Raw genomic sequence first — 21665 nt, 5'->3', positions numbered from 1 at the left:
CTGTCCCTACCCGCCCCTCTCCCGAGCGGCGCTACTACCCCGACTTTTCGGTAACCGCGCTGGACAGACCCACGGCCCCCCCCGTAATCCCCCTCGGATTCCGGGTCGGCCGTTTTTGCTGGATGCGTCCGTCCGGGTGCGTACGGCAACCATTTGGGTCACTCTGGGTGTGCGCAACGCGCCACAGAGTGAGGAGTCTTCCATGCGACCCATCTCCCGAGTACTCATCGGCGCGCTGGCGCTGACGTCGGCCGCCGTGGCGCTGCCGCTCGCGGCGCCCGTTCCCGCCGTCGCGGACGGCGTGATCATAGGGGGACAGCAGGTACCGGTGGCCAAGACCCCCTGGGCTGTGGGGCTGGCGAGCCGACAGGAGTTCGGCGACAGCAGATCGGGGCAGTTCTGCGGGGCGGTCGTGGTGGGGCCGACGAAGGTCGTCACAGCGGCGCACTGCATGAGCCAGGAAGTCCTCGGTGCGGAGCGGAGCGCCGTGCGGGATCTCAAGGTCATTGCCGGGCGGGACGATCTGCGCACGACGGAGGGCGAGGAGATCCCCGTGGGGGAGGTCTGGGTCAATCCGTCCTACAACACGGCGACCAACGCCGGCGACATCGCGGTGCTCAGTCTGGAGAAGGCGCTGCCGGCGAGCCATGTCCTTCCCATGGCCCTGACGGGCGACGAGTCCTACAAGGCGGGCACACCCGCCTCGGTCTACGGCTGGGGTGACACCACGGGCATGGGTACGTACGCGACGCGGCTGCACGCCGCCCAGGTGCAGGTGCTCGACGACGCGGTCTGCTCACGGGCCTATCCGGGCACTCTGGACGGCCGCTACGAGGCGGAGTCCATGGTGTGCGCGGGAGTGGCCCTGGGCGGCCGCGACGCCTGTCAGGGGGACAGTGGAGGCCCTCTGGTGGCCAATGGCCGACTGATCGGGCTGGTGTCGTGGGGCAGTGGGTGCGGGCAGGCGGGCAGCCCGGGTGTCTATACGAGGATCTCGGCAGTGGCGGGGCTGGTCGCCGCGCAGCCGTGATGCCGGCGGCGCGGGCCCGTACAGGGCCGGTGCGCCGCGCGACGAGAGTGGGCGGTCACCCCCGCAAGGGGGTGGCCGCCCATTGGCCGGCCCGGGGCCGGCACTCGCTCGCCGTCGATGCGATGTGTCAGCGGTCGTCCTCGGATGCAGAGGCCGGAACGGTGGTGAGGCGCTCCGTCTCGTCCTGTATTTCCGCGGCGATCTTCTTGAGTTCCGGCTCGAACTTGCGACCGTGGTGGGCGCAGAAGAGCAGTTCTCCGCCGCTCGTCAGGACGACGCGCAGGTAGGCCTGGGCGCCGCAACGGTCGCATCGGTCAGCGGCCGTCAGCGGGGTCGCGGGGGTCAGAACAGTAGTCACGTCGCCTCTTCTCTAGCTCGACGAGCTGTCGTACCAGGGTCAACATCCAACCAGGCCGAAAACGTTCCCGCTTCGGCCTTTTCCTCGAAACTTCCTTCCGACTCGATCGGATGCTGCCGGTGTGGCGGCGAATGAGCCGTATGGCATCGGCTTATGTATTCATCGCACATGTCAGGGTTTGTCCCGCCGGCTGGGTTGCCGGTTTGTTCATGAGGACGTGCCCGGAGCCTAAATGGTTCATGCCTGGAAGGGAACGTGATGTACGCGTCATCCCAACGAGGTATCGAACGTATTATCGAAACTGGGCTAGCATGCACATTCTCAAGGGTGGCGGCACAAAGGCTCTACCAGGCCTCGGTACCCTCTGACGGGCGACCCAGCCGCCACTGAGCCCGTACCCGGGCCAGCCAGGAATTCAGCGAGGAGCGAACCGCGTGACCGCCGAGACGTCCGTGCCGTCCACTGCGCTGCTGACGGGAGCAGACCGAGACGGTTCCAATTACACCGCGCGGCATCTGCTCGTCCTCGAGGGGCTGGAGGCCGTGCGCAAGCGGCCGGGCATGTATATCGGCTCGACCGACAGCCGCGGCCTTCTGCACTGCCTCTGGGAGATCATCGACAACTCGGTCGACGAGGCGCTCGGCGGTCACTGCGACCGGATCGAGGTCGTGCTCCACGACGACGGCTCGGTCGAGGTCCGGGACAACGGCCGGGGCATCCCGGTCGACGTCGAGCCCAAGACCGGCCTCTCGGGCATCGAGGTCGTGATGACCAAGCTGCACGCGGGCGGCAAGTTCGGGGGTGGCTCGTACGCGGCCTCCGGCGGTCTGCACGGGGTCGGCGCATCCGTCGTCAACGCCCTGTCCGCGCGTCTGGACGTCGAGGTCGACCGCGGGGGGCATACGCACGCCATCAGCTTCCGCCGGGGCGTCCCGGGGATCTTCACCGAGTCGGGCCCTGACGCGCCGTTCGACCCCTCGAGCGGGCTGCTCAAGGGCAAGAAGGTGCCGAAGGCCAGGACCGGTACCCGGGTCCGCTACTGGGCGGACCGCCAGATCTTCCTCAAGGACGCCAAGCTCTCGCTGGAGAGGCTGCACGCGCGCGCCCGGCAGACCGCGTTCCTGGTGCCCGGGCTGACCATCGTCGTGCGCGACGAGCGGTCGCCCGACGGGCAGGACGGCGGAGAGCAGCCGCCGGTCGAGGAGACCTTCCGCTTCGACGGCGGGATCAGCGAATTCTGCGAGTACCTCGCCCAGGACAAGGCCGTATGCGATGTGCTCCGGCTCAGCGGCCAGGGCACGTTCAAGGAGACCGTGCCGGTCCTGGACGACCGCGGTCACATGACGCCGACCGAGGTGACGCGTGAGCTCGGCGTGGACATCGCCCTGCGCTGGGGCACCGGTTACGACACCACGATCAAGTCGTTCGTCAACATCATCGCGACGCCCAAGGGCGGCACCCACGTCTCCGGCTTCGAACGCTCGATCACCAGGACGGTGAACGAGGCGCTGCGCCAGGCCAAGCTGCTGCGCGTCGCCGAGGACGACGTCGTCAAGGACGACGCGATGGAGGGCCTCACGGCGGTCGTGACAGTACGGCTGGCCGAGCCGCAGTTCGAGGGGCAGACCAAGGAGGTGCTCGGCACGTCCGCCGCCTCCCGGATCGTCGCCGGCGTCGTGGCCAAGGAGCTCAAGGCGTATCTGACCTCGACGAAGCGCGACACCAAGCAGCAGTCCCGGGCGGTGCTCGAGAAGGTCGTGGCGGCGGCCCGTACCCGGATCGCGGCGCGGCAGCACAAGGAGGCGCAGCGGCGGAAGACGGCGTTGGAGTCCTCCTCGCTGCCGGCGAAGCTGGCGGACTGCCGGAGCGACGACGTCGACCGCAGCGAGCTCTTCATCGTGGAGGGGGATTCGGCGCTCGGTACCGCGAAACTGGCCAGGAATTCCGAGTTCCAGGCGCTGCTGCCGATCCGCGGAAAGATCCTCAACGTTCAGAAGTCGTCCATCTCGGACATGCTCAAGAACACCGAGTGCGGAGCGATCATCCAGGTCATAGGGGCCGGGTCGGGCCGGACGTTCGACATCGACCAGGCGCGCTACGGCAAGATCGTGCTGCTGGTCGACGCCGATGTGGACGGGGCGCACATCCGCTGTCTGCTGCTGACCCTCTTCCAGCGCTATATGCGGCCGATGGTCGAGGCAGGCCGGGTCTTCGCCGCCGTGCCGCCGCTGCACCGGATCGAGCTCACGCACCCGAAGAAGGGGCAGGAGAAGTACGTCTACACGTACTCGGACAGCGAACTGCGGTCCACCCTGTTGGAGTTCCAGCGCAAGGGGATCAAGTTCAAGGAGTCGATCCAGCGGTACAAGGGCCTTGGCGAGATGGACGCCGACCAGCTGGCGGAGACCACCATGGACCCGCGGCACCGGACGCTGCGGCGGATCAACATCGGTGATCTGGAGTCCGCGGAGCAGGTCTTCGACCTGCTGATGGGCAACGAGGTCGCGCCGCGCAAGGAGTTCATCACCAGCTCCGCCGCGACCCTGGACCGCTCGCGTATCGACGCATGAGAGTGTCCGGTTTCTCCCCATAGAGAGGGAGGAACCGGAACCTCCGGGACATCCGTCACCTGATGGGGTGAACGTCCCGGTAGAAGAGTCCCGGATCTTCCTGCTCTGTCCATCCTTGGGATGCGCGGCCAATGGGGCCGCGGAACAAGGAGAGTTCGGGTGGAGAAGCACGACGCGCGTGACGACGGAACGATCCGGCTCGACGATCCCTGGTACGACGTGATCGCTTCGGGCTGGGAGGCATCCGCCGGTGAGAGCGCGGCGCCCGGTGTCCGGGTTCCCCCGCCGGATGTTCATGTTCCCGCGCCGGATCCTTCGTCAGGGCCGTGGCCGGGGTCGGCCGCGGCCGCCGGCGACCGCGTTACCGGTGCCGGTGCGGCCGGCTCGCCGTCCGCCGCCGAGGTCTACCTGGAGGTGCACCGCAGCGCCGCTTTCCGGGAGGTGCGCAGCCGCTACCGCCGCTTCGTCCTGCCTGCCAGCATCATCTTTCTCGTCTGGTACTTCGCCTATGTCATCGCCGCCACCGCCGCCCCGGGACTGATGGCCCGGCCGGTGTCCGGTGCGCTGAACGTCGCCATGGTGGCGGGGCTCGCCCAGTTCGCCACCACCTTCCTGCTCACCTATGCCTACGCGCGTCATGCCCGGCTGCGGCGGGACCGGCCGGCGCTCGACCTTCGGTGGATCGTCTTCGAGCAGAACAGACGGCAGGAGCCGAGCCGGGAGCAGGAGCGTTGAGCACCCAGACCATGACGACGCAGCAACACACCCTGGCGCTCGTACTGTTCAGCCTGTTCATCGCCGCGACGCTGGCGATCACCACTTGGGTGAGCCGCAAGCGGCAGGCCTCGGCGGAGGAGTTCTACACCGGCGGACGACTGTTCTCTCCCCTGGAGAACGGTTTCGCCATCGCCGGCGACTACATGTCCGCAGCCTCGTTCCTCGGCATTTCCGGGCTGATCGCGCTCTTCGGCTACGACGGAATGCTCTACTCCGTTGGATTTCTCGTCGCCTGGCTGGTGGTTCTGCTCCTCGTCGCCGAACTCGTCCGAAACTGCGGCCGGTTCACCCTCGCCGACGTCGTGGCCGCCCGGATGCGGGAGCGTCCCGTACGTATGGCCGCGGGGACATCCTCGGTGACCGTCTCCGTGCTCTACCTCGTCGCCCAGATGGTGGGCGCAGGCAGTCTGGTCGCGCTGCTGCTCGGCGGCTCCGGCCCGCAGGCCCGTACCTGGACGGTGGTCGGCGTCGGCGCGTTGATGGTCGTCTATGTCGCCTTCGGCGGCATGCGGGCCACCACCTGGATCCAGATCGTCAAAGCGGTGCTGCTGATGGGCGGTGCCATCGCCCTCACCGCCTTCGTGCTGGTGCGCTTCCACGGAGATCTCGGCGCTCTGCTCACCACCGCCGCGGACCGCAGCGGCCACGGCCGGGACTTCCTGGCGCCCGGGCTCAAGTACGGCGGCGACTGGACCGCCCGGCTGGACTTCATCAGCCTCGGCCTCGCGCTCGTCCTCGGCACCGCCGGGCTGCCGCACATCCTCTCCCGCTTCTACACGGTGCCGACCGCCCGCGCCGCCCGGCGCTCGGTCGTCTGGTCGATCGGGCTGATCGGCAGCTTCTACCTCATGACGATCGTGCTCGGCTTCGGCGCCGCCGCGGTCGTCGGCACCGACGCCGTACGCTCCGCCAACCCGGCGGGCAACACCGCCGTTCCTCTGCTGGCCCTCGACCTCGGCGGTGGTGCGGGGTCCACCGGCGGAGCGGTGCTCTTCGCGGTGGTCGCCGCCGTCGCCTTCGCGACGATCCTCGCGGTGGTCGCGGGCATCACTCTGGCGTCGTCCGCATCCGTCGCCCACGACCTGTATGCCTCGCTGCGCCGCCGCCGCGCGAAACAGCGCAGCGAGGTCGCGGTCGCGAGAACCGCCGCCGTGGGAATCGGCGCCGTGGCGATCGGTCTCGGTCTGCTCGCCCAGGACCTCAACGTGGCGTTCCTGGTCGGCCTCGCCTTTGCCGTGGCCGCCTCCGCAAACCTCCCCGCGCTGCTCTATGCCCTCTTCTGGAGCCGCTTCACCACCCGCGGTGCCATCTGGGCGGTCTACGGGGGACTGGTGCCCTCGGTCCTGCTGGTGCTGCTCTCGCCCGTGGTCTCCGGCACACCGGAGTCGATGTTCCCGGGCGTGGACTTCCATCTCTTCCCGCTGCAGAACCCCGGGCTGGTCTCCATCCCGCTGGGCTTCCTCGCGGGGTGGCTCGGCACCGTCACCTCACCCGAGGCCCCCGACCGGGCCAAGCACGCCGAGACGGAGGTCCGGGCGCTCACTGGCGCGGGAGCTGTCTGAGCACGGTGGGAGAACCTCGTACCGGGTTCACGGGGCCCGTACCGGGTTCACGGCCCCGTTCCGCTCTCACGGCACCCGTAGCGGACTCACGGACCCTGTACGGGCTCAGAGGCGGTTCCAGGCGTAGCGGTGCTCGGGACGGCCTGTTTCGCCGTATTTCAGGCTCATCCGGACCCGTCCCGCCCGCTCCAGCAGTTTCAGATAGCGCTGTGCGGTCTGCCGGCTGAGCCCCGACCGCTCGGCCACTTCCTGCGCGGACAGCGGGCCGTCCGCCCCGCGCAGCACCTCGCGTACCAGATCGGCGGTGAGCGCGGAGTGGCCCTTGGGCAGCTCCGCCGGCCCGGCCGACGCTCCGCCCAGCGCGCCGAAGATCCGGTCCACTTGGTCCTGTTCGGCCTCGCCTCCGCCGCCGAGCGCGCGGCGCAGAGCCGCGTAGCCGTCGAGTTTGGCGCGGAGCCCGGCGAAGGTGAAGGGCTTGACGAGGTACTGCAGGGCGCCGTGGCGCATCGCTGCCTGCACCGTCGCGATGTCCCGCGCCGCCGTCACCATGATCACGTCGGTGTGGTGGCCGAGCTGCCGCAGCCGCTGGACCAGGGCCAGTCCGGTCTCGTCGGGGAGGTAGTGGTCCAGCAGCACGAGTTCGACCTCGTGCTGCTCCAGGAAGGCGAGCGCCTCGCCGGCGGAGAACGCCGTGCCCGTGACCCGGAAGCCGGGGACCCGCGCGACGTACGCCGCGTTGATCTCGGCGACCCGGACGTCGTCGTCCACCACCAGTACGTCGATCATCGCTTCTCTCCCGCAGCCGTGACCGCGGCTCCGGTCCGGTCCTCGGCCAGGACATCCGTCAGGGCTTCCGGCAGGACGACGGTGAACTCGGCTCCGCCGCCCTCCCGGGAGCCGGCCCGGACACTGCCACCCTGTCGCTCGGCCAGCCGGCGCACCAGGGCGAGCCCGATGCCGCGCCGGCCGTGGGCGGGCGGATCCTTGGTGGACCAGCCCTCGGTGAAGATCAGTTCCCGGCGTTCCGGCGGGACTCCGGGTCCCGAGTCGCCGACCCGCAGCACCGCTGTACGCCCCTCGGCCCTGATGGACACCTCGACATGCGACTGCGGCGTACCCGCGGCAGCGTCCAGCGCGTTGTCGACGAGATTCCCCACCACCGTGACCAGCCCGCGAGGGTCCACCACCCGGTCCGGCAGCAGGGTGTCCGCGCTGAACCGCAGCGCAACGCCACGTTCCGCCGCCACCGTGGCCTTGCCCACCATCAGGGCGGCCAGCAGCGGGTCCTGTACCCGCTCCGCCACCTGCTCCGCCGTCGCCCGGTGCACCCCGACGACCTCGGTGATGAACTCCACCGCTTCCTCGTGCAGCCCGAGTTCGAGCAGCCCGAGCAGGGTGTGCAACCGGTTGGCGTGCTCATGGTCCTGGGCGCGGAGCGCATCGATCAGCCCGCGCGTGCCGTCCAACTCCCGCCCGAGCCGCTCCAGCTCGGTGCGGTCGCGCAGGGTGGCCACGGCTCCGCCGTCATCGGTCGGCATCCGGTTGGTGATCAGCACCCGGTTTCCGCTGACGGTCAGTAGATCGTCCCCGGTCACCCGACCGGCCAGCACATCCGTCGTACGGCCCGCTCCCAGGGCGTCGTCCAGCGGCCGTCCGGTGTCCGCGGGGCCCAGGCCGAGGAGCCGCTGCGCCTCGTCGTTGATCAGCCGGATCCTGCCGCGGGCATCGAGCGCGACCACGCCTTCGCGGATGCCGTGGAGCATCGCCTCGCGCTCGGCGAGCAGCGCGGAGATGTCGGAGAAGGCCAGGTCGTGGGTGCGGCGTTGCAGTCTGCGGGAGACGATGTACGCGGCGAGGGCACCGACGGCGAGCGCGCCCCCCGCGTAGGCGAGCAGCCCCGGTACGGCCGAGACGAGCCGGTCGCGCACGCTCTCGTAGGCGATGCCGACGGAGACCGCGCCGACGACCTTCCCGTCGTCGTCGCGCAGCGGCACCTTGCCGCGGGCCGAGCGCCCGAGGGTGCCGTCGTCGATCTGCATGACCTCACGGCCCGCGAGTGCCTCGCTGGGGTCGGTGGAGACATGCCGGCCGATCTCTCGCGGCGAGGTGTGCGACCAGCGGACTCCGTGGCCATCCATGATCACGACGTATTCGGCACCGGTGGACCGGCGGATGCCCTCCGCCGCGGCCTGGACGGGACCTGCGGGGGAGGGCGGGGACGCCTTGATCTCGTCCGCGAGGCCCGACCGTGCCGCGGTGGTCTGCGCGATCGCGAGAGCGCGGCGCATCGCCTGGTCGTCGAGCTGGTCGCTGAGTGGCGCCAGGAAAAGGCCGGTGGCCAGCGCGGTGACGCCTGCGGCGATGGCGAGCTGCATCAGCAGCACCTGGGAGAAGACACGGCGGGGCCATCCGATGCGCATCCGTCCGCCTCCGTCCCGCCACTCGCCGCCCCGGGTCGGAGCACCCTGTTCCGATTCGCTCATTTGAACGAAGCGTAAGGGCGCGGGCGCGGCAACCCGAATTCCGTCGCGCTGCCGCCGGTGCGGCGCGAGCGTGCTTCCGCCGTTGTAGCGCGAGCGAAAAGCGCGCAACAGAGGCGCGTCAGAACGCGCTGCCGACCGCTTCGTGGACGGCCAGGATCTCCATGAGCGCGGGTGAGCCGAGGGCTGCGCCGCAGCTCTCCGGGCGGGGCGGCTCGGCCGCTCCCTGCGCGACCTCCACGTGCCAGCTGCGGCCATCGGTGTGGGCGACGGTGACGGTCCAGGCGTGGGCCTTGCCCCCGGCCCGTACGGCGTCCAGGGGCTCGGTCCGTACGACGTCGAGAGCCTCGGCCCGGACCTCGCCGGTCAGCTCCCGGACCGCGAGGTCGGCTGCCTGGCCGGGCCGGTCCCAGGCCGAGCGGCCGCGCGAGCCTGCGGTGATGACCCTGCCGGTGCGGGCTGCCTCCAGGACGCCCTTGACGGCGGGGGCGGCTGCGCGGCCGTAGGCGTAGCCGTGGGGGAGTACGAGGACGGTGGGGGCGAAGCGGTGGCCGCCGATGTGGGTGACCTCCCAGACGTCACTGCCCAGGCCGGCCGCGAGTTCCGCCGCGAGCGGGCGGCCGAGCAGCGCGCAGCAGCGGTCGCGCTTGCCGTTGGTGCACACGAGGGCGAGCGGGTCGCCGTCGTACGCCGTCCACAGCCCGCCGTGCTCGCCCGCGCCCAGTGCCGCGAAATCCAGCGCGAGGAGCCGCTGCGGTCCGGTGCCGTAGACCTCGGGGTCGCCGAAGGGGAGCTCTGCCGTACGGATCCAGGACCGGCCGGGGAGGGTGTGCGCGGCGTAGACCCGGCGCAGGGAAGGGCTGTGGCAGTCCGCGTGCCGCCCGGGCCGCCGGATGAGCGCGACGCGTACGCCGGTGCCGTCGGCCGCCCGCTCCAGGGCGCGGCCGACGGCCGGGTCGAGATGGCTGGAGGCGAGGGCCTTGGCGCCCCAGGGGCCGGGCTGTTCGATCAGCAGCCAGGTCCGGGCGGTGGCCGAAGTGCCGGACAGCGGCTCGGCCAGCTCCCGCGAGGCGGTCGCGCAGGTGCTCACGGAGGTGAGCCTAACCTGTGGTGATTCGACCGGCGCGCGGGCCTCACGGCAGCGGTCGCGGCGGAGGCACGGGCGTGAACGAGGGCGATTCGCTGCCACCGGCCCGGTATCACGAGCCCGGCGGCTTTCACGCACGAGGGAGGCCCCCGACGGGGCGAGCTGCGGCGGTTGCCGAGCGCACCCACCGTCGTCACCGCCGAAGCCTCCCACGCCCTGAGCAGCTTCAGCCTCGATCCGGCCGGGTCGGCCGTGCGGCGCGCTTCCGTCCACGCGGTGAAGGCCCCATCCCGCGTGGGGCGGCAAGTTGATCGTCCGGGCTGCGCCTACGGTCACAGGAGGCGCCACTTTCCGCCTGAGGGGTTCCTGCGGGTCCGCCGACCTGCGCCGGGGTGTGTCCGCCCTGGACGAACGAGGGGGGCGCGGCGCCCCACGGCGGCCGCGCCCCTCCTCGTACTGTCCCGGTCAGATGCTTCCGGCCACCACCGACACCGGTCCGGCCAGCGGTACGCCCGACCCGTCGCGTCGGGGATCCACCTCGGGCAGCTCCGCCGGGATGCCGTTCGCGGTCGCGGCGTGGGCCGGAGTGGCACCCGCCCAGGCGAGGACCAGACAGTCCTCGCCCTTCAGGAAGCGCTGGCAGCGCACACCGCCCGTCGCCCTTCCCTTGCGGGGGTACTGGTCGAACGGGGTCACCTTGGCCGTGCCCTGCGACGTGCCGTCGAGGGTTCCCTGCGAACCGGCGACCGTGAACACCACGGCGTCCGACGCCGGGTCCACCACGCCGAAGAAGATCACCTTCGCATCGGCGGCGAGCTTGATGCCCGCCATACCGCCGGCCGCGCGGCCCTGCGGCCGAACCTGCCCCGCCTGGTAGCGCAGCAGCTGGGCGTCATCGGTGATGAAGACCAGGTCCTCCTCGCCCGTACGCAACTCGACGCCACCCACGACCCGGTCACCTTCCCTGAGGGAGATGACCTCCAACTCGTCCTTGTGGGCGGGGTAGTCGGGCACCACACGCTTGATGACGCCCTGCGCGGTGCCGAGCGCGAGGCCCGGCGAGGACTCGTCCAGAGTGGTCAGGCAGACGAGCGTCTCGTCCGCCTCCAGGGACAGGAACTCCGCGACCGGCGCGCCACCCGCCAGATTCGGCGCCGTGGCCGTCTCCGGCAGAACGGGCAGATCGATCACGGAGAGCCGCAGCAGCCGCCCTGCCGACGTCACCGCCCCCAGATCGCCCCGGGCCGTCGCCGGGACCGCCGAGACGATCGCGTCGTGCTTGACGCGCTTCCCCGGACCGTCGCCCAGCGGGCCGCCGTTCGCCGTACGGGCCAGCAGCCCGGTCGAGGAGAGCAGAACCCGGCACGGGTCGTCCGCCACCTGCAGCGGCACGGTCGCGACCGACGCGCCCGCGGACTCCAGCAGCACGGTGCGCCGGTCGGTGGCGAACTTCTTCGCCACCTGGGCGAGCTCGCCCGACACCAGCTTGCGCAGCTCCGCGTCCGACTCCAGGATCCGGGTCAGCTCCTCGATCTCGGTGCCCAGCCTGTCGCGCTCCGACTCCAGCTCCAGCCGGTCGAACTTGGTCAGCCGGCGCAGCGGGGTGTCCAGAATGTACTGGGTCTGGATCTCGCTCAGCGAGAAGCGGGCCATCAGGCCCTCCTTCGCCTCCGCCGAGTTGTCACTCGACCGGATGATCCTGATGACCTCGTCGATGTCGATCAGGGCGATGAGCAGGCCCTCGACCAGGTGAAGCCGGTCACGACGCTTGCCGCGCCGGAACTCGCTGCGCCGCCGGACCACATCGAAGCGGTGGTCCAGATAGACCTCCAGCAGCTCCTTCAGGCCCAGCGTCAGCGGCTGGCCGTCGACCAGCGCGACGTTGTTGATCCCGAAGGACTCCTCCATCGGCGTCAGCTTGTAGAGCTGTTCCAGAACTGCCTCGGGGTGGAAGCCGTTCTTGATCTCGATCACCAACCGCAGTCCGTGCATACGGTCGGTGAGGTCCTTGACGTCCGCGATGCCCTGGATCTTCTTCGCGCCGACCAGGTCCTTGATCTTGGAGATCACCTTCTCCGGGCCCACGGTGAACGGCAGTTCGGTCACCACCAGGCCCTTGCGGCGGGCCGTGACGTCCTCCACCGACACCGTCGCGCGGATCTTGAAGCTGCCGCGCCCCGTCTCGTACGCGTCCCGGATCCCGCTCAGCCCCACGATCCGCCCGCCCGTCGGCAGGTCCGGGCCCGGCACATGCCGCATCAGCGTCTCGAGGTCCGCGCCGGGATGCCTGATCAGATGCCGGGCGGCCGCGATCACCTCGCCCAGATTGTGCGGCGGCATGTTCGTCGCCATGCCGACCGCGATCCCGGACGCGCCGTTGACCAACAGGTTGGGATACGCGGCCGGCAGCGCCACCGGCTCGCGCTCCTGGCCGTCGTAGTTCGGCGTGAAGTCGACCGTGTCCTCGTCGATCGACTCCGTCATCAGGGAGGTCGCCGAGGCCATCCGGCACTCGGTGTACCGCATCGCGGCAGGGGGGTCGTCATTGCCCAGCGAGCCGAAGTTGCCGTGCCCGTCGACCAGCGGCAGCCGCATCGAGAAGGGCTGGGCCATGCGCACCAGCGCGTCGTAGATCGAGGCGTCGCCGTGCGGGTGCAGCTTGCCCATGACCTCGCCGACGACGCGGGCACACTTCACATAGCCGCGGTCCGGGCGCAGCCCCATCTCGTTCATCTGGTAGACGATGCGGCGGTGCACCGGCTTCATGCCGTCGCGGGCGTCGGGCAGCGCGCGGGAGTAGATGACCGAGTAGGCGTACTCCAGGAAGGAGCCCTGCATCTCGTCCACGACGTCGATGTCGAGGATGCGCTCCTCGAAGTCTTCCGGCGGCGGGGTCTTCGTACTGCGGCGGGCCATCGGGGCTGCTGCTCCTTAGAACTGCCTGAGCGGGGTAGGGGCCCCTCCTGCGCAGAAGGCGGCGACAGGAGGGAGGGTCTGACGCGCACCATTGTGGACCCAGCCGCTGACAGCCCGATCCACGACCCGGCCAAGCGCTGCCGCGCCCGTCCGTTTCTCGCTGCGGAACGGCGCTCGGACGTACGGCCCACGGCGCCCTGGGCCACGGAGCGTAGCCGCTCCGTGGTAGGGGAACTTCGTCAGGTGTCAGCGTGCTTGCATACAGTGGCAGGACTGTTCACGCAGTGAGTCACCCCGCGATCGAAGGGACGTACATGCCGATGGGTCACACGGCCACGCAACAGGCCGGTTCCGGCGGCCTGACAGCGATCGAGCACCGCCTGGCCAATGGCCTCCGAGTGGTGCTCTCCGAGGACCACCTGACCCCGGTCGCGGCGGTCTGCCTCTGGTACGACGTCGGCTCGCGCCACGAGGTCAAGGGCCGTACCGGTCTGGCTCACCTCTTCGAGCACCTGATGTTCCAGGGCTCCGCACAGGTGAAGGGCAACGGCCACTTCGAGCTGGTGCAGGGCGCAGGCGGCTCCCTCAACGGCACCACCAGTTTCGAGCGCACCAACTACTTCGAGACCATGCCCGCCCACCAGCTGGAGCTCGCGCTCTGGCTCGAGGCCGACCGGATGGGCAGCCTGCTGTCCTCGCTCGACGACGAGGGCATGGAGAACCAGCGGGACGTCGTCAAGAACGAGCGCCGGCAGCGCTACGACAACGTCCCCTACGGCACAGCCTTCGAGAAGCTCGTCGCGATGGCCTACCCGGAGGGTCATCCGTACCACCACACCCCGATCGGGTCGATGGCCGATCTGGACGCCGCCTCCCTGGAGGACGCGCAGAACTTCTTCCGTACGTACTACGCGCCCAACAACGCGGTGCTGTCGGTCGTCGGGGACATCGACCCCGCGCAGACCCTCGTCTGGATCGAGAAGTACTTCGGCACCATCCCCGGCCACGACGGCAAGCAGCCGCCGCGCGACGGCACGCTTCCCGACGTGATCGGCGAGCAGTTGCGCGAGGTCGTCGAGGAGGAGGTACCGGCCCGCGCACTGATGGCCGCCTACCGGCTCCCGCACGACGGCACCCGCGAGGCCGACGCCGCCGACCTGGCCCTCACCGTCCTCGGCGGCGGCGAGTCCTCCCGCCTCCACAACCGGCTGGTGCGCCACGACCGTACGGCTGTCGCCGCCGGCTTCGGTCTGCTCCGGCTCGCCGGTGCGCCGTCGCTCGGCTGGCTGGATGTGAAGACCTCCGGCGGCGTCGAGGTCCCGGCGATCGAGGCAGCTGTCGACGAGGAGCTGGCCCGCTTCGCCGAGGAGGGGCCGACGCCGGAGGAGATGGAGCGCGCCCAGGCGCAGTTGGAGCGCGAGTGGCTGGACCAGCTCGCGACCGTCGGCGGCCGCGCCGACCAGCTGTGCAGGTACGCGGTGCTGTTCGGCGACCCGCAGCTGGCGCTGACCGCCGTCCAGCGGGTCCTGGACATCACCGCCGAGGAGGTGCAGGCCGCGGCCGCCGCCCGGCTGCGCCCGGACAACCGCGCGGTCCTCGTCTACGAGCCGACCCAGCCCGCCGAGGCCGACGCCGACGCCAACGAGGAAGAAGAGGAGGCGGCGCAGTGACCGACGCCACCGCCGCCGGCACGACCGGTTCGACGATGAAGTTCCACCCGCAGCCGCAGGGCGGGACCGCCAGGCCCTGGGCGTTCCCCGCCCCCGAGCGCGGCACCCTGCCCAACGGCCTGACCGTGCTGCACTGTCACCGCCCCGGCCAGCAGGTCGTGGCCGTCGAGGTCAACCTCGACGCGCCCCTCGACGCCGAGCCCGCGGGCCTGGACGGCGTCGCCACGATCATGGCGCGGGCGCTGTCCGAGGGCACGGACAAGCACACCGCCGAGGAGTTCGCCGCCGAGCTGGAGCGCTGCGGCGCCACCCTCGACGCGCACGCCGATCACTCCGGCGTCCGTGTCTCCCTGGAGGTGCCGGCCTCCCGGCTGCCCAAGGCTCTCGGGCTGCTCGCCGACGCGCTGCGCGCGCCCGCGTTCCCCGACAGCGAGATCGAGCGGCTCGTCGCCAACCGCCTCGACGAGATCCCGCACGAGCAGGCCAACCCGGCGCGCCGCGCCGCCAAGGAGCTGTCCAAGGAGCTCTTCCCGGCGGACGCCCGGATGTCCCGTCCCCGGCAGGGCACCGAGGAGACCGTCGAGCGGGTCGACGCCGCGGCCGTACGGGCCTTCTACGAGGCGCACGTACGGCCCGCCACCGCCACCGCGGTGGTCGTGGGTGACCTGACCGGCATCGACCTCGACACGGTGCTGGCCGACAGCCTGGGTGCCTGGACCGGCGGCACCGCCAAGCCCCGCTCCGTACCGCCGGTGACCGCCGACGACACCGGCCGCGTCGTGATCGTGGACCGTCCGGGCGCCGTGCAGACGCAGCTGCTGATCGGCCGCATCGGCCCGGACCGGCACGACCGGATCTGGCCCGCCCAGGTGCTCGGCGTCTACTGCCTCGGCGGCACCCTCACCTCCCGGCTCGACCGGGTGCTGCGCGAGGAGAAGGGCTACACGTACGGCGTGCGGGCCTTCGGCCAGGTACTGCGCTCGGCCCCGGACGGCACGGGGGCCTCGCTGCTCGCGATCAGCGGATCGGTGGACACCGCTTCCACCGGCCCGGCGCTGGAGGACACCTGGACGGTGCTGCGCACCCTGGCGGCCGAGGGGCTGACCGACGCCGAGCGAGATGTCGCCGTGCAGAACCTCGTCGGCGTCGCCCCGCTGAAGTACGAGACCTCGGCCGCCGTCGCGGGCACGCTCGCCGACCAGGTCGAGCAGCAACTGCCGGACGACTACCAGGCGCAGCTGTACGCCCGGCTCGCCGAGACGGGCACCGTCGAGGCGACCGCGGCGGCCGTCAGCGCCTTCCCGGGCGGCCGTCTCGTCACGGTACTGGTCGGGGACGCCTCGGCGATCGAGGAGCCGGTCAGGGCGCTCGGGATCGGCGAGGTGAAGGTGGTCAGCGGCTGACCGACGCACCGCCGGCCGCCCGAACTGCCCTGCTCCTGAGGGCGGTCCGGCCCTGCCCGCCGGGCGCGCGAGTCTCCCGGGCTCCGTCCGGGAGACAGCTCCGGCTGCACGGCACCCGGACGTCCGGGAGGTGCTCCGGCAGCATGGCACCCGGACACCGCGCGCCGATCCGAGGCGAACGGCCGGACAGGCCAGGGCAGTACGGACGGACCGGTACGGACGGACCGGTACGGATCGGACCGGCCTTTTCGGGACAGAGAGGTACCCCGGCACCTGACGAGGCGCCGGGGTACTCCTGTTTGCCCGTTTTGTTGCTGAGACTGCCCGTTCTTCTGTGGTCTCCGCTACAAACACCCGGATTTCTTTGGCGATTGAAAGTTGCCCCGTTTAGCGTCGGTCCGACTGTCCGGCCGAACACCCCGCAACCCGCGGTCCCCGGAGCAGCCATCGCCGAGTCCCCTGAGGCGCGAGCCTGGGGAGCCGGGGACCCACCCGCCTCGCCCCCTCCGGGGGGAGGGCAGCAGTCCCTGGGGTGAATCGGGCACCTCCTCGGAGGGGCCCGTAGGAGACCTTCCTGCTCCGAACCCGTCAGCTAACCCGGTAGGCGAGAAGGAAGGAAAGGAGCTCGCCACCCCATGGCGTTCACCCGTGCCACCGGGAAACACCGCCGCTCGAGCCGACTCGTCTGCTCCGGCGCGAACTTCGCGGGCATAGCCACGCTGGCCACCACCGGCGTCGTCGCCTCGCTCGCCAACCCAGCGCTCGCCGCTCCCGCGGACGCACCCGCCCCCGCGGCCGCGGAGACCGGCCTGCTCCAGGCGATCGTCGCCGCAGACAAGGTCGCGAAGACCGTCGACGAGCAGGCCCGGGCCCAGCAGGACGCCGCCGACAAGGCCGCCGCCGAGGCGAAGGCCGAAGCCGCGGCGAAGAAGCGGGCCGCCGAGGCCAGGCGCGCCGCCGAGGAGAAGGCCAAGGAGGAGCGCGCGGCCAAGGCCCGGGCCGCCCGCGAGGCGGAGCGCAAGCGGCTGGGCTCCTTCGTTCTTCCGATCGAGGGCAGCTCCCTCTCCACCCCGTACCAGTCGTCCGGCGGCGCCTGGTCCTCCGGCACCCACACCGGTATCGACTTTCACGCCGGCTCGGGCACCTCGGTGCATGCCGTGGGCTCGGGCACCGTCGTCGAGGCCGGCTGGGGCGGCTCGTACGGCAACAACGTCGTCATCAAGATGAAGGACGGCACCTACACGCAGTACGGCCATCTGTCGTCCGTCGGCGTCTCCGTCGGCGAGACGGTCACCCCCGGGCAGCAGATCGGTCTCTCGGGCAGCACGGGCAACACCACCGGCCCGCATCTGCACTTCGAGGCCCGTACCTCTCCGGAGTACGGCTCGGACATCGACCCGGTCGCCTATCTGCGCTCGCACAGCCTCAGCATCTGACCGGCCTTCGGTCAAAAGATATCCTCGTTCCGGCCGCCCTCATCGGAAATTCGGCCCTGTTGCCATAGAGTTCAAGAACAAGCGGTGATCGAACGCGTTTCACGGGGATTAAGCGGAGGTCCGGCCATGCGGGGGCGAAATGTGAACGGCGATGCGGTGGCCAGGGGCCGGATTCCCGCGCACGCGGTATGCCAGGCCATCCGGGAGGACATTGTCTCCGGGGCGCATCCGCCCGGAAGCCGGCTGGCCGAGGAGGTCCTCGCCCGCCGCTACGGAGTCTCCCGGGTCCCGGTCCGGGAGGCTCTGCGCACCCTGGAGTCCGAGGGCTTCGTGACCACCCGCCGGCATGCGGGCGCGTGTGTCGCCGAGCCTTCGGAGCAGGAGGCGGCGGATCTCCTCGACATCCGCGCGCTGCTGGAGCCGCTGGGCGCGGCACGCGCCGCACAGCGCCGTACCGAAGCGCACCTCAAGGTGTTGCGCGGGCTCGTGCGGCTGGGCCAGGAGCGCGCCCGGCTGGGGCACTTGGCGGATCTGCGGTCATTGGGGGGCTGGTTCCACGAAACCCTGGCCCAGGCCTCCGGCAGCCCCAGCCTCGCGGCTCTGCTCACCCAGGTCCGCCGCAAGATCACCTGGGTCTACGCGGCGGATCCGACGGTCCGGGAGGCCGCCTCCTGGGAGGAGCACGCGGCGATAGCGGACGCGGTGGCGCGCGGTGACGCGGACCGTGCCCGCGCGCTCATGACCCTGCACACCGAGCGCTCGACCGCCGCCTACCGGCTGCGCCGTCCGATGAATGTGAGATCTTCGAAACAATCCGTCAACAGAATGAGCGCCCGGAATTAACAGGAATCCCGTATACAACGAGAAGGGAATTCTTGCCCGCGCTTCCTGGTGCGCGGAAAATCAAAAAGCGGACCTCGGCGGACCTGAATGGTCCGCCGAGGTCCCGCCGCGTTGAATTCGCCGGATCGGCGACCGGGCGACCGCACTCTCCTGAGGGAAAAGCGGTCCCCCGATTTCTAGACGGTCTCCGGAAGGTCCTCGAGGCCCTCGGCCACCAGCTTCGCCAGACGATCCAGGGCGATCTCCGCGCCATCGGCATCGGAGGCGAGAACGATCTCCTCGCCGCCCTGGGCGCCCAGGCCGAGTACGGCGAGCATGGAGGCGGCGTTGACCGGGCTGCCCTCGCCCTTGGCGACCGTCACGGGGACGCCGGAGGCGGTCGCTGCGCGGACGAAGATCGAAGCGGGACGGGCGTGCAGGCCCTCGGCCCAGCCGACGTTGACGCGGCGCTCAACCATGGTGTTGCCCTTCGGGTCGTGTCAGGTCTTGCCAGATGGTAGCCGTTGTCTAGACCAATGCCCAGTCAGTCTCTCTCTCATGGCACATGGAGTGCTGATCCCGGCCGGGCGCCCGTAGGCTGGGCCCCATGCGGACGACGTCGGAGCATGTGTACCCGACCCACTGGGAAGCCGACGTCGTGCTGCGCGACGGCGGCACCGCCCAGATCCGGCCCATCACCGCGGACGACGCCCAGCGCCTGGTGAGCTTCTACGAGCAGGTCTCGGACGAGTCGAAGTACTACCGCTTCTTCGCACCGTACCCCCGGCTCTCCGACCGTGACGTGCACCGCTTCACCCACCACGACTACGTCGACCGGGTCGGACTCGCGGCAACTGTCGGTGGTGACTTCATCGCCACCGTACGGTATGACCGGATCGACGAAAGCGGAAGGTCGGCCTCCGCTCCTGCTGACGAGGCCGAGGTCGCCTTCCTCGTCCAGGACGCCCACCAGGGCCGGGGGGTGGCGTCCGCGCTCCTCGAACACATCGGCGCCGTCGCCCGGGAGCGCGGTATCCGCCGCTTCGCCGCCGAGGTGCTGCCCGCCAACAGCAAGATGATCAAGGTGTTCACGGACGCCGGCTACACCCAGCAGCGCAGCTTCGAGGACGGTGTCGTCCGCCTCGAGTTCGACCTCGAACCCACCGCCCGTTCGCTCGCCGTCCAGCGCGGCCGTGAGCAGCGCGCCGAGGCCCGCTCCGTCAAACGGCTGCTCGCCCCCGGATCCGTCGCGGTCATCGGTACCGGCCGCCGGTCCGGCGGCGTGGGCCGCACCCTGCTGCGCAACCTCCTCGACGGAGGCTTCACGGGCCGTACGTACGCGGTCAACAACGCCTTCCCGGAGGGGATGACGGAGCTGACCTCGCCCGAGCTCGGCAGCGCGGGCGTACCGGCCCACCGCTCCATCCGCGAGATCGCCGAGCCGGTCGACCTCGCCGTCGTCGCCGTGCCCGCCGAGCATGTGCCGGCCGTCGTCGGAGACTGCGGCGAGCACGGGGTGCAGGGTCTTCTCGTGGTCTCCTCCGGCTACGCGGAGAGCGGCGCACCGGGCCGCGAGCGGCAGCGTGAACTCGTCCGGCAGGCCCGCTCGTACGGCATGCGGATCATCGGGCCGAACGCCTTCGGCCTGCTCAACACCGCACCCGCGGTGCGGCTGAACGCCTCGCTCTCGCCCGAGTTGCCGCCCGCCGGCCGGCTCGGGCTGTTCACCCAGTCCGGCGCGATCGGCATCGCGCTGCTCTCCGGGCTGCACCGGCGCGGCGCCGGGCACATCGGCATCTCCACCTTCGTCTCCGCGGGCAACCGCGCCGACGTCTCCGGCAATGACTTCCTGCAGTACTGGTACGACGACCCGGACACCGAGGTCGCCCTGATGTACCTCGAATCCATCGGCAACCCGCGGAAGTTCACCCGGCTCGCCCGGCGCACCGCCGCGGTGAAGCCGGTCGTGGTCGTCAAGGGGGCCCGGCACAGCGGCAGCGCGCCGATCGGCCACACCGTGCCCACCACCCGGATCCCGGATGCCACCGTCTCCGCCCTCTTCCGGCAGGCCGGAGTGATCCGTGTCGACACGGTCACCGAACTCGCCGACGCGGGACTGTTGCTCGCCGGCCAGCCGCTGCCCGCCGGCCCGCGCGTGGCGATCCTCGGCAACTCCGATTCCCTCGGTCTGCTCACCTACGACGCCTGCCTGACCGAGCGACTCCGGCCGCTCCCGCCGCGCGACCTCACCACAGCCGCCACCCCGGAGGACTTCCGCGAAGCCCTGGCAGCCGCCATCGAGGACGACCTGTGCGACGCGGTCGTCGTCACCGCCATCCCCTGGGTCGGCGACGACGCCCCGCCGGACCCGGCTGAGGGCGGCCGCGCCCTCGCGAAGGCCCTGCGGTCGGCTCTGCCCGCAGGCGGGGCACGCAAGCCGGTCGCGGTGGTCCACCTGGAGATCGACGGCCTGATCGAGGCCCTCGGCGCGCCCACGACGATCCCTTCCGGCTCCACTGCCCCTTCCCCCACGGCTCCGGCAGCCGGACAGGGCGAGGGCCCGGCATCGGCCGATGCTCCCGGAACGCGTGGCATCCGCACCGGATCCGGCATCCCCGCCTACCCCGCCGCCGAGCGGGCCGTACGGGCCCTCGCCGAGGCCGTCCGGTACGCGCAGTGGCGGCGGCAGGCCGCCGAGCCCGGCCGGGTGCCGGAGTACGAGGACATCGAGGAGACGGCGACCGCGGCGGACATCGACGCGCTGCTCGGGGCCGCGGCGGACGCCGACGGGCCCGACGCGGCAGCCCCCGGCGGTGGCCGCGCCCCCCGCAGTACCCCGCTCGACGCCGCGGCCACCCAGCGGCTGCTCGACCGCTACGGCATCACCGTGCTGCCCACGCTTCCCGCCCCCGGCCCGGACGCGGCGGCCGAAGCCGCCGCCCGGCTCGGCTACCCGGTGGCCCTCAAGACCACCGCCCCTCACCTCCGCCACCGCGCCGACCTGGGCGGCGTCCGGCTGGACCTCACCACCGAAGCCGAATTGCGCCGAGCCCACCAGGAGCTGACCGACGCCCTCGGCAAGGCCGACGAGCTGCGCCCTGTCGTCCAGGCCATGGCGCCGCGCGGAGTGGACACCGTGCTGCGGGCCGCCATCGACCCCGCCGCCGGTGCCGTGCTCTCCTTCGGCCTCGCCGGCGCCCCCTCCGAGCTGCTCGGCGACATCGCCCACCGCCTCGTCCCCGTCACCGACCGGGACGCCGCCGAGCTGATCCGGTCCATCCGGACCGCTCCGCTCCTCTTCGGCTGGCGCGGCTCCCAGCCCGTCGACACCGCCGCCCTCGAAGAGCTGGTGCTGCGTGTCTCCCGACTGGTCGACGACCATCCGGAGGTGGTGGCCGTGGAGCTGGAGCCGGTGGTGGTCGCCCCGCACGGCCTCAGCGTGCTCGGGGCCTCCCTACGGCTCGCTCCGCGCCCCGCCCCCGCCGACCTCGGGCCGCGCCGCCTCCCCGAGTACTGACCACGCCCGCCCCCTCCCTCCGCACCCCGCACACGAG

The 21665-nt window shown here is 71.1% G+C and carries 15 protein-coding genes and 1 riboswitch; of the genes, 9 read left to right on the top strand and 6 right to left on the bottom strand.

The window, feature by feature from the left end:
- Window positions 1-202: 202 nt before the first annotated feature.
- Window positions 203-1030: a serine protease gene (locus ABZW18_RS27545; protein WP_356192324.1), complete on the top strand. Its 828-nt coding sequence runs from the start codon at window positions 203-205 to the stop codon at window positions 1028-1030.
- 127 nt (window positions 1031-1157) lie between these two features.
- Here the strand turns inward: ABZW18_RS27545 and ABZW18_RS27540 are convergent, their stop codons facing one another.
- Complete coding sequence (locus ABZW18_RS27540) at window positions 1158-1388, bottom strand: hypothetical protein (RefSeq protein WP_356192321.1); 231 nt, start codon at window positions 1386-1388, stop codon at window positions 1158-1160.
- 434 nt (window positions 1389-1822) lie between these two features.
- Between ABZW18_RS27540 and ABZW18_RS27535 the strand changes: the two genes are divergently transcribed.
- The 3 genes from ABZW18_RS27535 (at window position 1823) to ABZW18_RS27525 (ending at window position 6297) form a co-directional block, all read left to right on the top strand.
- Window positions 1823-3958 carry a DNA topoisomerase IV subunit B gene (locus tag ABZW18_RS27535; RefSeq protein WP_356192318.1) on the top strand — a complete coding sequence of 712 codons (2136 nt, stop codon included), beginning with the start codon at window positions 1823-1825 and terminating at the stop codon, window positions 3956-3958.
- A 159-nt stretch (window positions 3959-4117) separates the two neighbouring features.
- Window positions 4118-4693: a DUF485 domain-containing protein gene (locus ABZW18_RS27530; RefSeq protein WP_356192316.1), complete on the top strand. Its 576-nt coding sequence runs from the start codon at window positions 4118-4120 to the stop codon at window positions 4691-4693.
- A gap of 11 nt (window positions 4694-4704) precedes the next feature.
- Window positions 4705-6297 carry a cation acetate symporter gene (locus ABZW18_RS27525; RefSeq protein WP_356192314.1) on the top strand — a complete coding sequence of 531 codons (1593 nt, stop codon included), beginning with the start codon at window positions 4705-4707 and terminating at the stop codon, window positions 6295-6297.
- A gap of 105 nt (window positions 6298-6402) precedes the next feature.
- Here the strand turns inward: ABZW18_RS27525 and ABZW18_RS27520 are convergent, their stop codons facing one another.
- The 4 genes from ABZW18_RS27520 to ABZW18_RS27505 form a co-directional block, all read right to left on the bottom strand.
- Window positions 6403-7083, bottom strand: coding sequence for a response regulator (locus tag ABZW18_RS27520; RefSeq protein WP_356192312.1), 681 nt, complete (start codon window positions 7081-7083; stop codon window positions 6403-6405).
- Window positions 7080-8717 (bottom strand): sensor histidine kinase, encoded by a 1638-nt coding sequence (locus ABZW18_RS27515; protein WP_356192331.1) that lies wholly within the window; start codon window positions 8715-8717, stop codon window positions 7080-7082. Before ABZW18_RS27515 ends, ABZW18_RS27520 begins: the two co-directional genes overlap by 4 nt.
- A gap of 181 nt (window positions 8718-8898) precedes the next feature.
- On the bottom strand, window positions 8899-9867 hold the full coding sequence (locus ABZW18_RS27510; RefSeq protein WP_356192309.1) for a sucrase ferredoxin: 969 nt from the start codon (window positions 9865-9867) through the stop codon (window positions 8899-8901).
- A gap of 462 nt (window positions 9868-10329) precedes the next feature.
- Window positions 10330-12780 (bottom strand): DNA topoisomerase (ATP-hydrolyzing), encoded by a 2451-nt coding sequence (locus tag ABZW18_RS27505; protein ID WP_356192306.1) that lies wholly within the window; start codon window positions 12778-12780, stop codon window positions 10330-10332.
- Window positions 12781-13094: 314 nt separating this feature from the next.
- Here ABZW18_RS27505 and ABZW18_RS27500 point away from each other — a divergent pair, with 314 nt between their 5' ends.
- From ABZW18_RS27500 to ABZW18_RS27485, 4 genes are all read left to right on the top strand, one after another.
- A complete protein-coding gene (locus tag ABZW18_RS27500) occupies window positions 13095-14450 on the top strand; it encodes a pitrilysin family protein (protein ID WP_356192329.1) in 1356 nt (451 codons plus the stop codon).
- 35 nt (window positions 14451-14485) lie between these two features.
- Entirely contained in the window at window positions 14486-15853 is a 1368-nt protein-coding gene (locus tag ABZW18_RS27495) for a pitrilysin family protein (protein WP_356192326.1), read from the top strand.
- Window positions 15854-16291: 438 nt separating this feature from the next.
- Window positions 16292-16474, top strand: a riboswitch (cyclic di-AMP (ydaO/yuaA leader).
- A 14-nt stretch (window positions 16475-16488) separates the two neighbouring features.
- On the top strand, window positions 16489-17289 hold the full coding sequence (locus tag ABZW18_RS27490) for a M23 family metallopeptidase (RefSeq protein ID WP_356192303.1): 801 nt from the start codon (window positions 16489-16491) through the stop codon (window positions 17287-17289).
- A 126-nt stretch (window positions 17290-17415) separates the two neighbouring features.
- Window positions 17416-18132, top strand: coding sequence for a GntR family transcriptional regulator (locus ABZW18_RS27485; RefSeq protein ID WP_356192301.1), 717 nt, complete (start codon window positions 17416-17418; stop codon window positions 18130-18132).
- A gap of 176 nt (window positions 18133-18308) precedes the next feature.
- Here the strand turns inward: ABZW18_RS27485 and ABZW18_RS27480 are convergent, their stop codons facing one another.
- The gene (locus tag ABZW18_RS27480; RefSeq protein ID WP_356192298.1) at window positions 18309-18590 is read right to left on the bottom strand and encodes an HPr family phosphocarrier protein; all 282 of its coding nucleotides are present in this window, start codon (window positions 18588-18590) and stop codon (window positions 18309-18311) included.
- Window positions 18591-18718: 128 nt separating this feature from the next.
- On the opposite strand from ABZW18_RS27480, the gene ABZW18_RS27475 reads away from it, so the two are divergent.
- Window positions 18719-21628 (top strand): GNAT family N-acetyltransferase, encoded by a 2910-nt coding sequence (locus ABZW18_RS27475; RefSeq protein WP_356192295.1) that lies wholly within the window; start codon window positions 18719-18721, stop codon window positions 21626-21628.
- Window positions 21629-21665: the final 37 nt, after the last annotated feature.

Origin of the sequence: Streptomyces sp. NPDC004647 (assembly GCF_040609575.1) — a bacterium.
In the GTDB taxonomy this organism is placed as follows: domain Bacteria; phylum Actinomycetota; class Actinomycetes; order Streptomycetales; family Streptomycetaceae; genus Streptomyces.
Note: the sequence above shows the minus strand (reverse complement) of the source record. Positions and strands in the feature narration are given on the sequence as shown.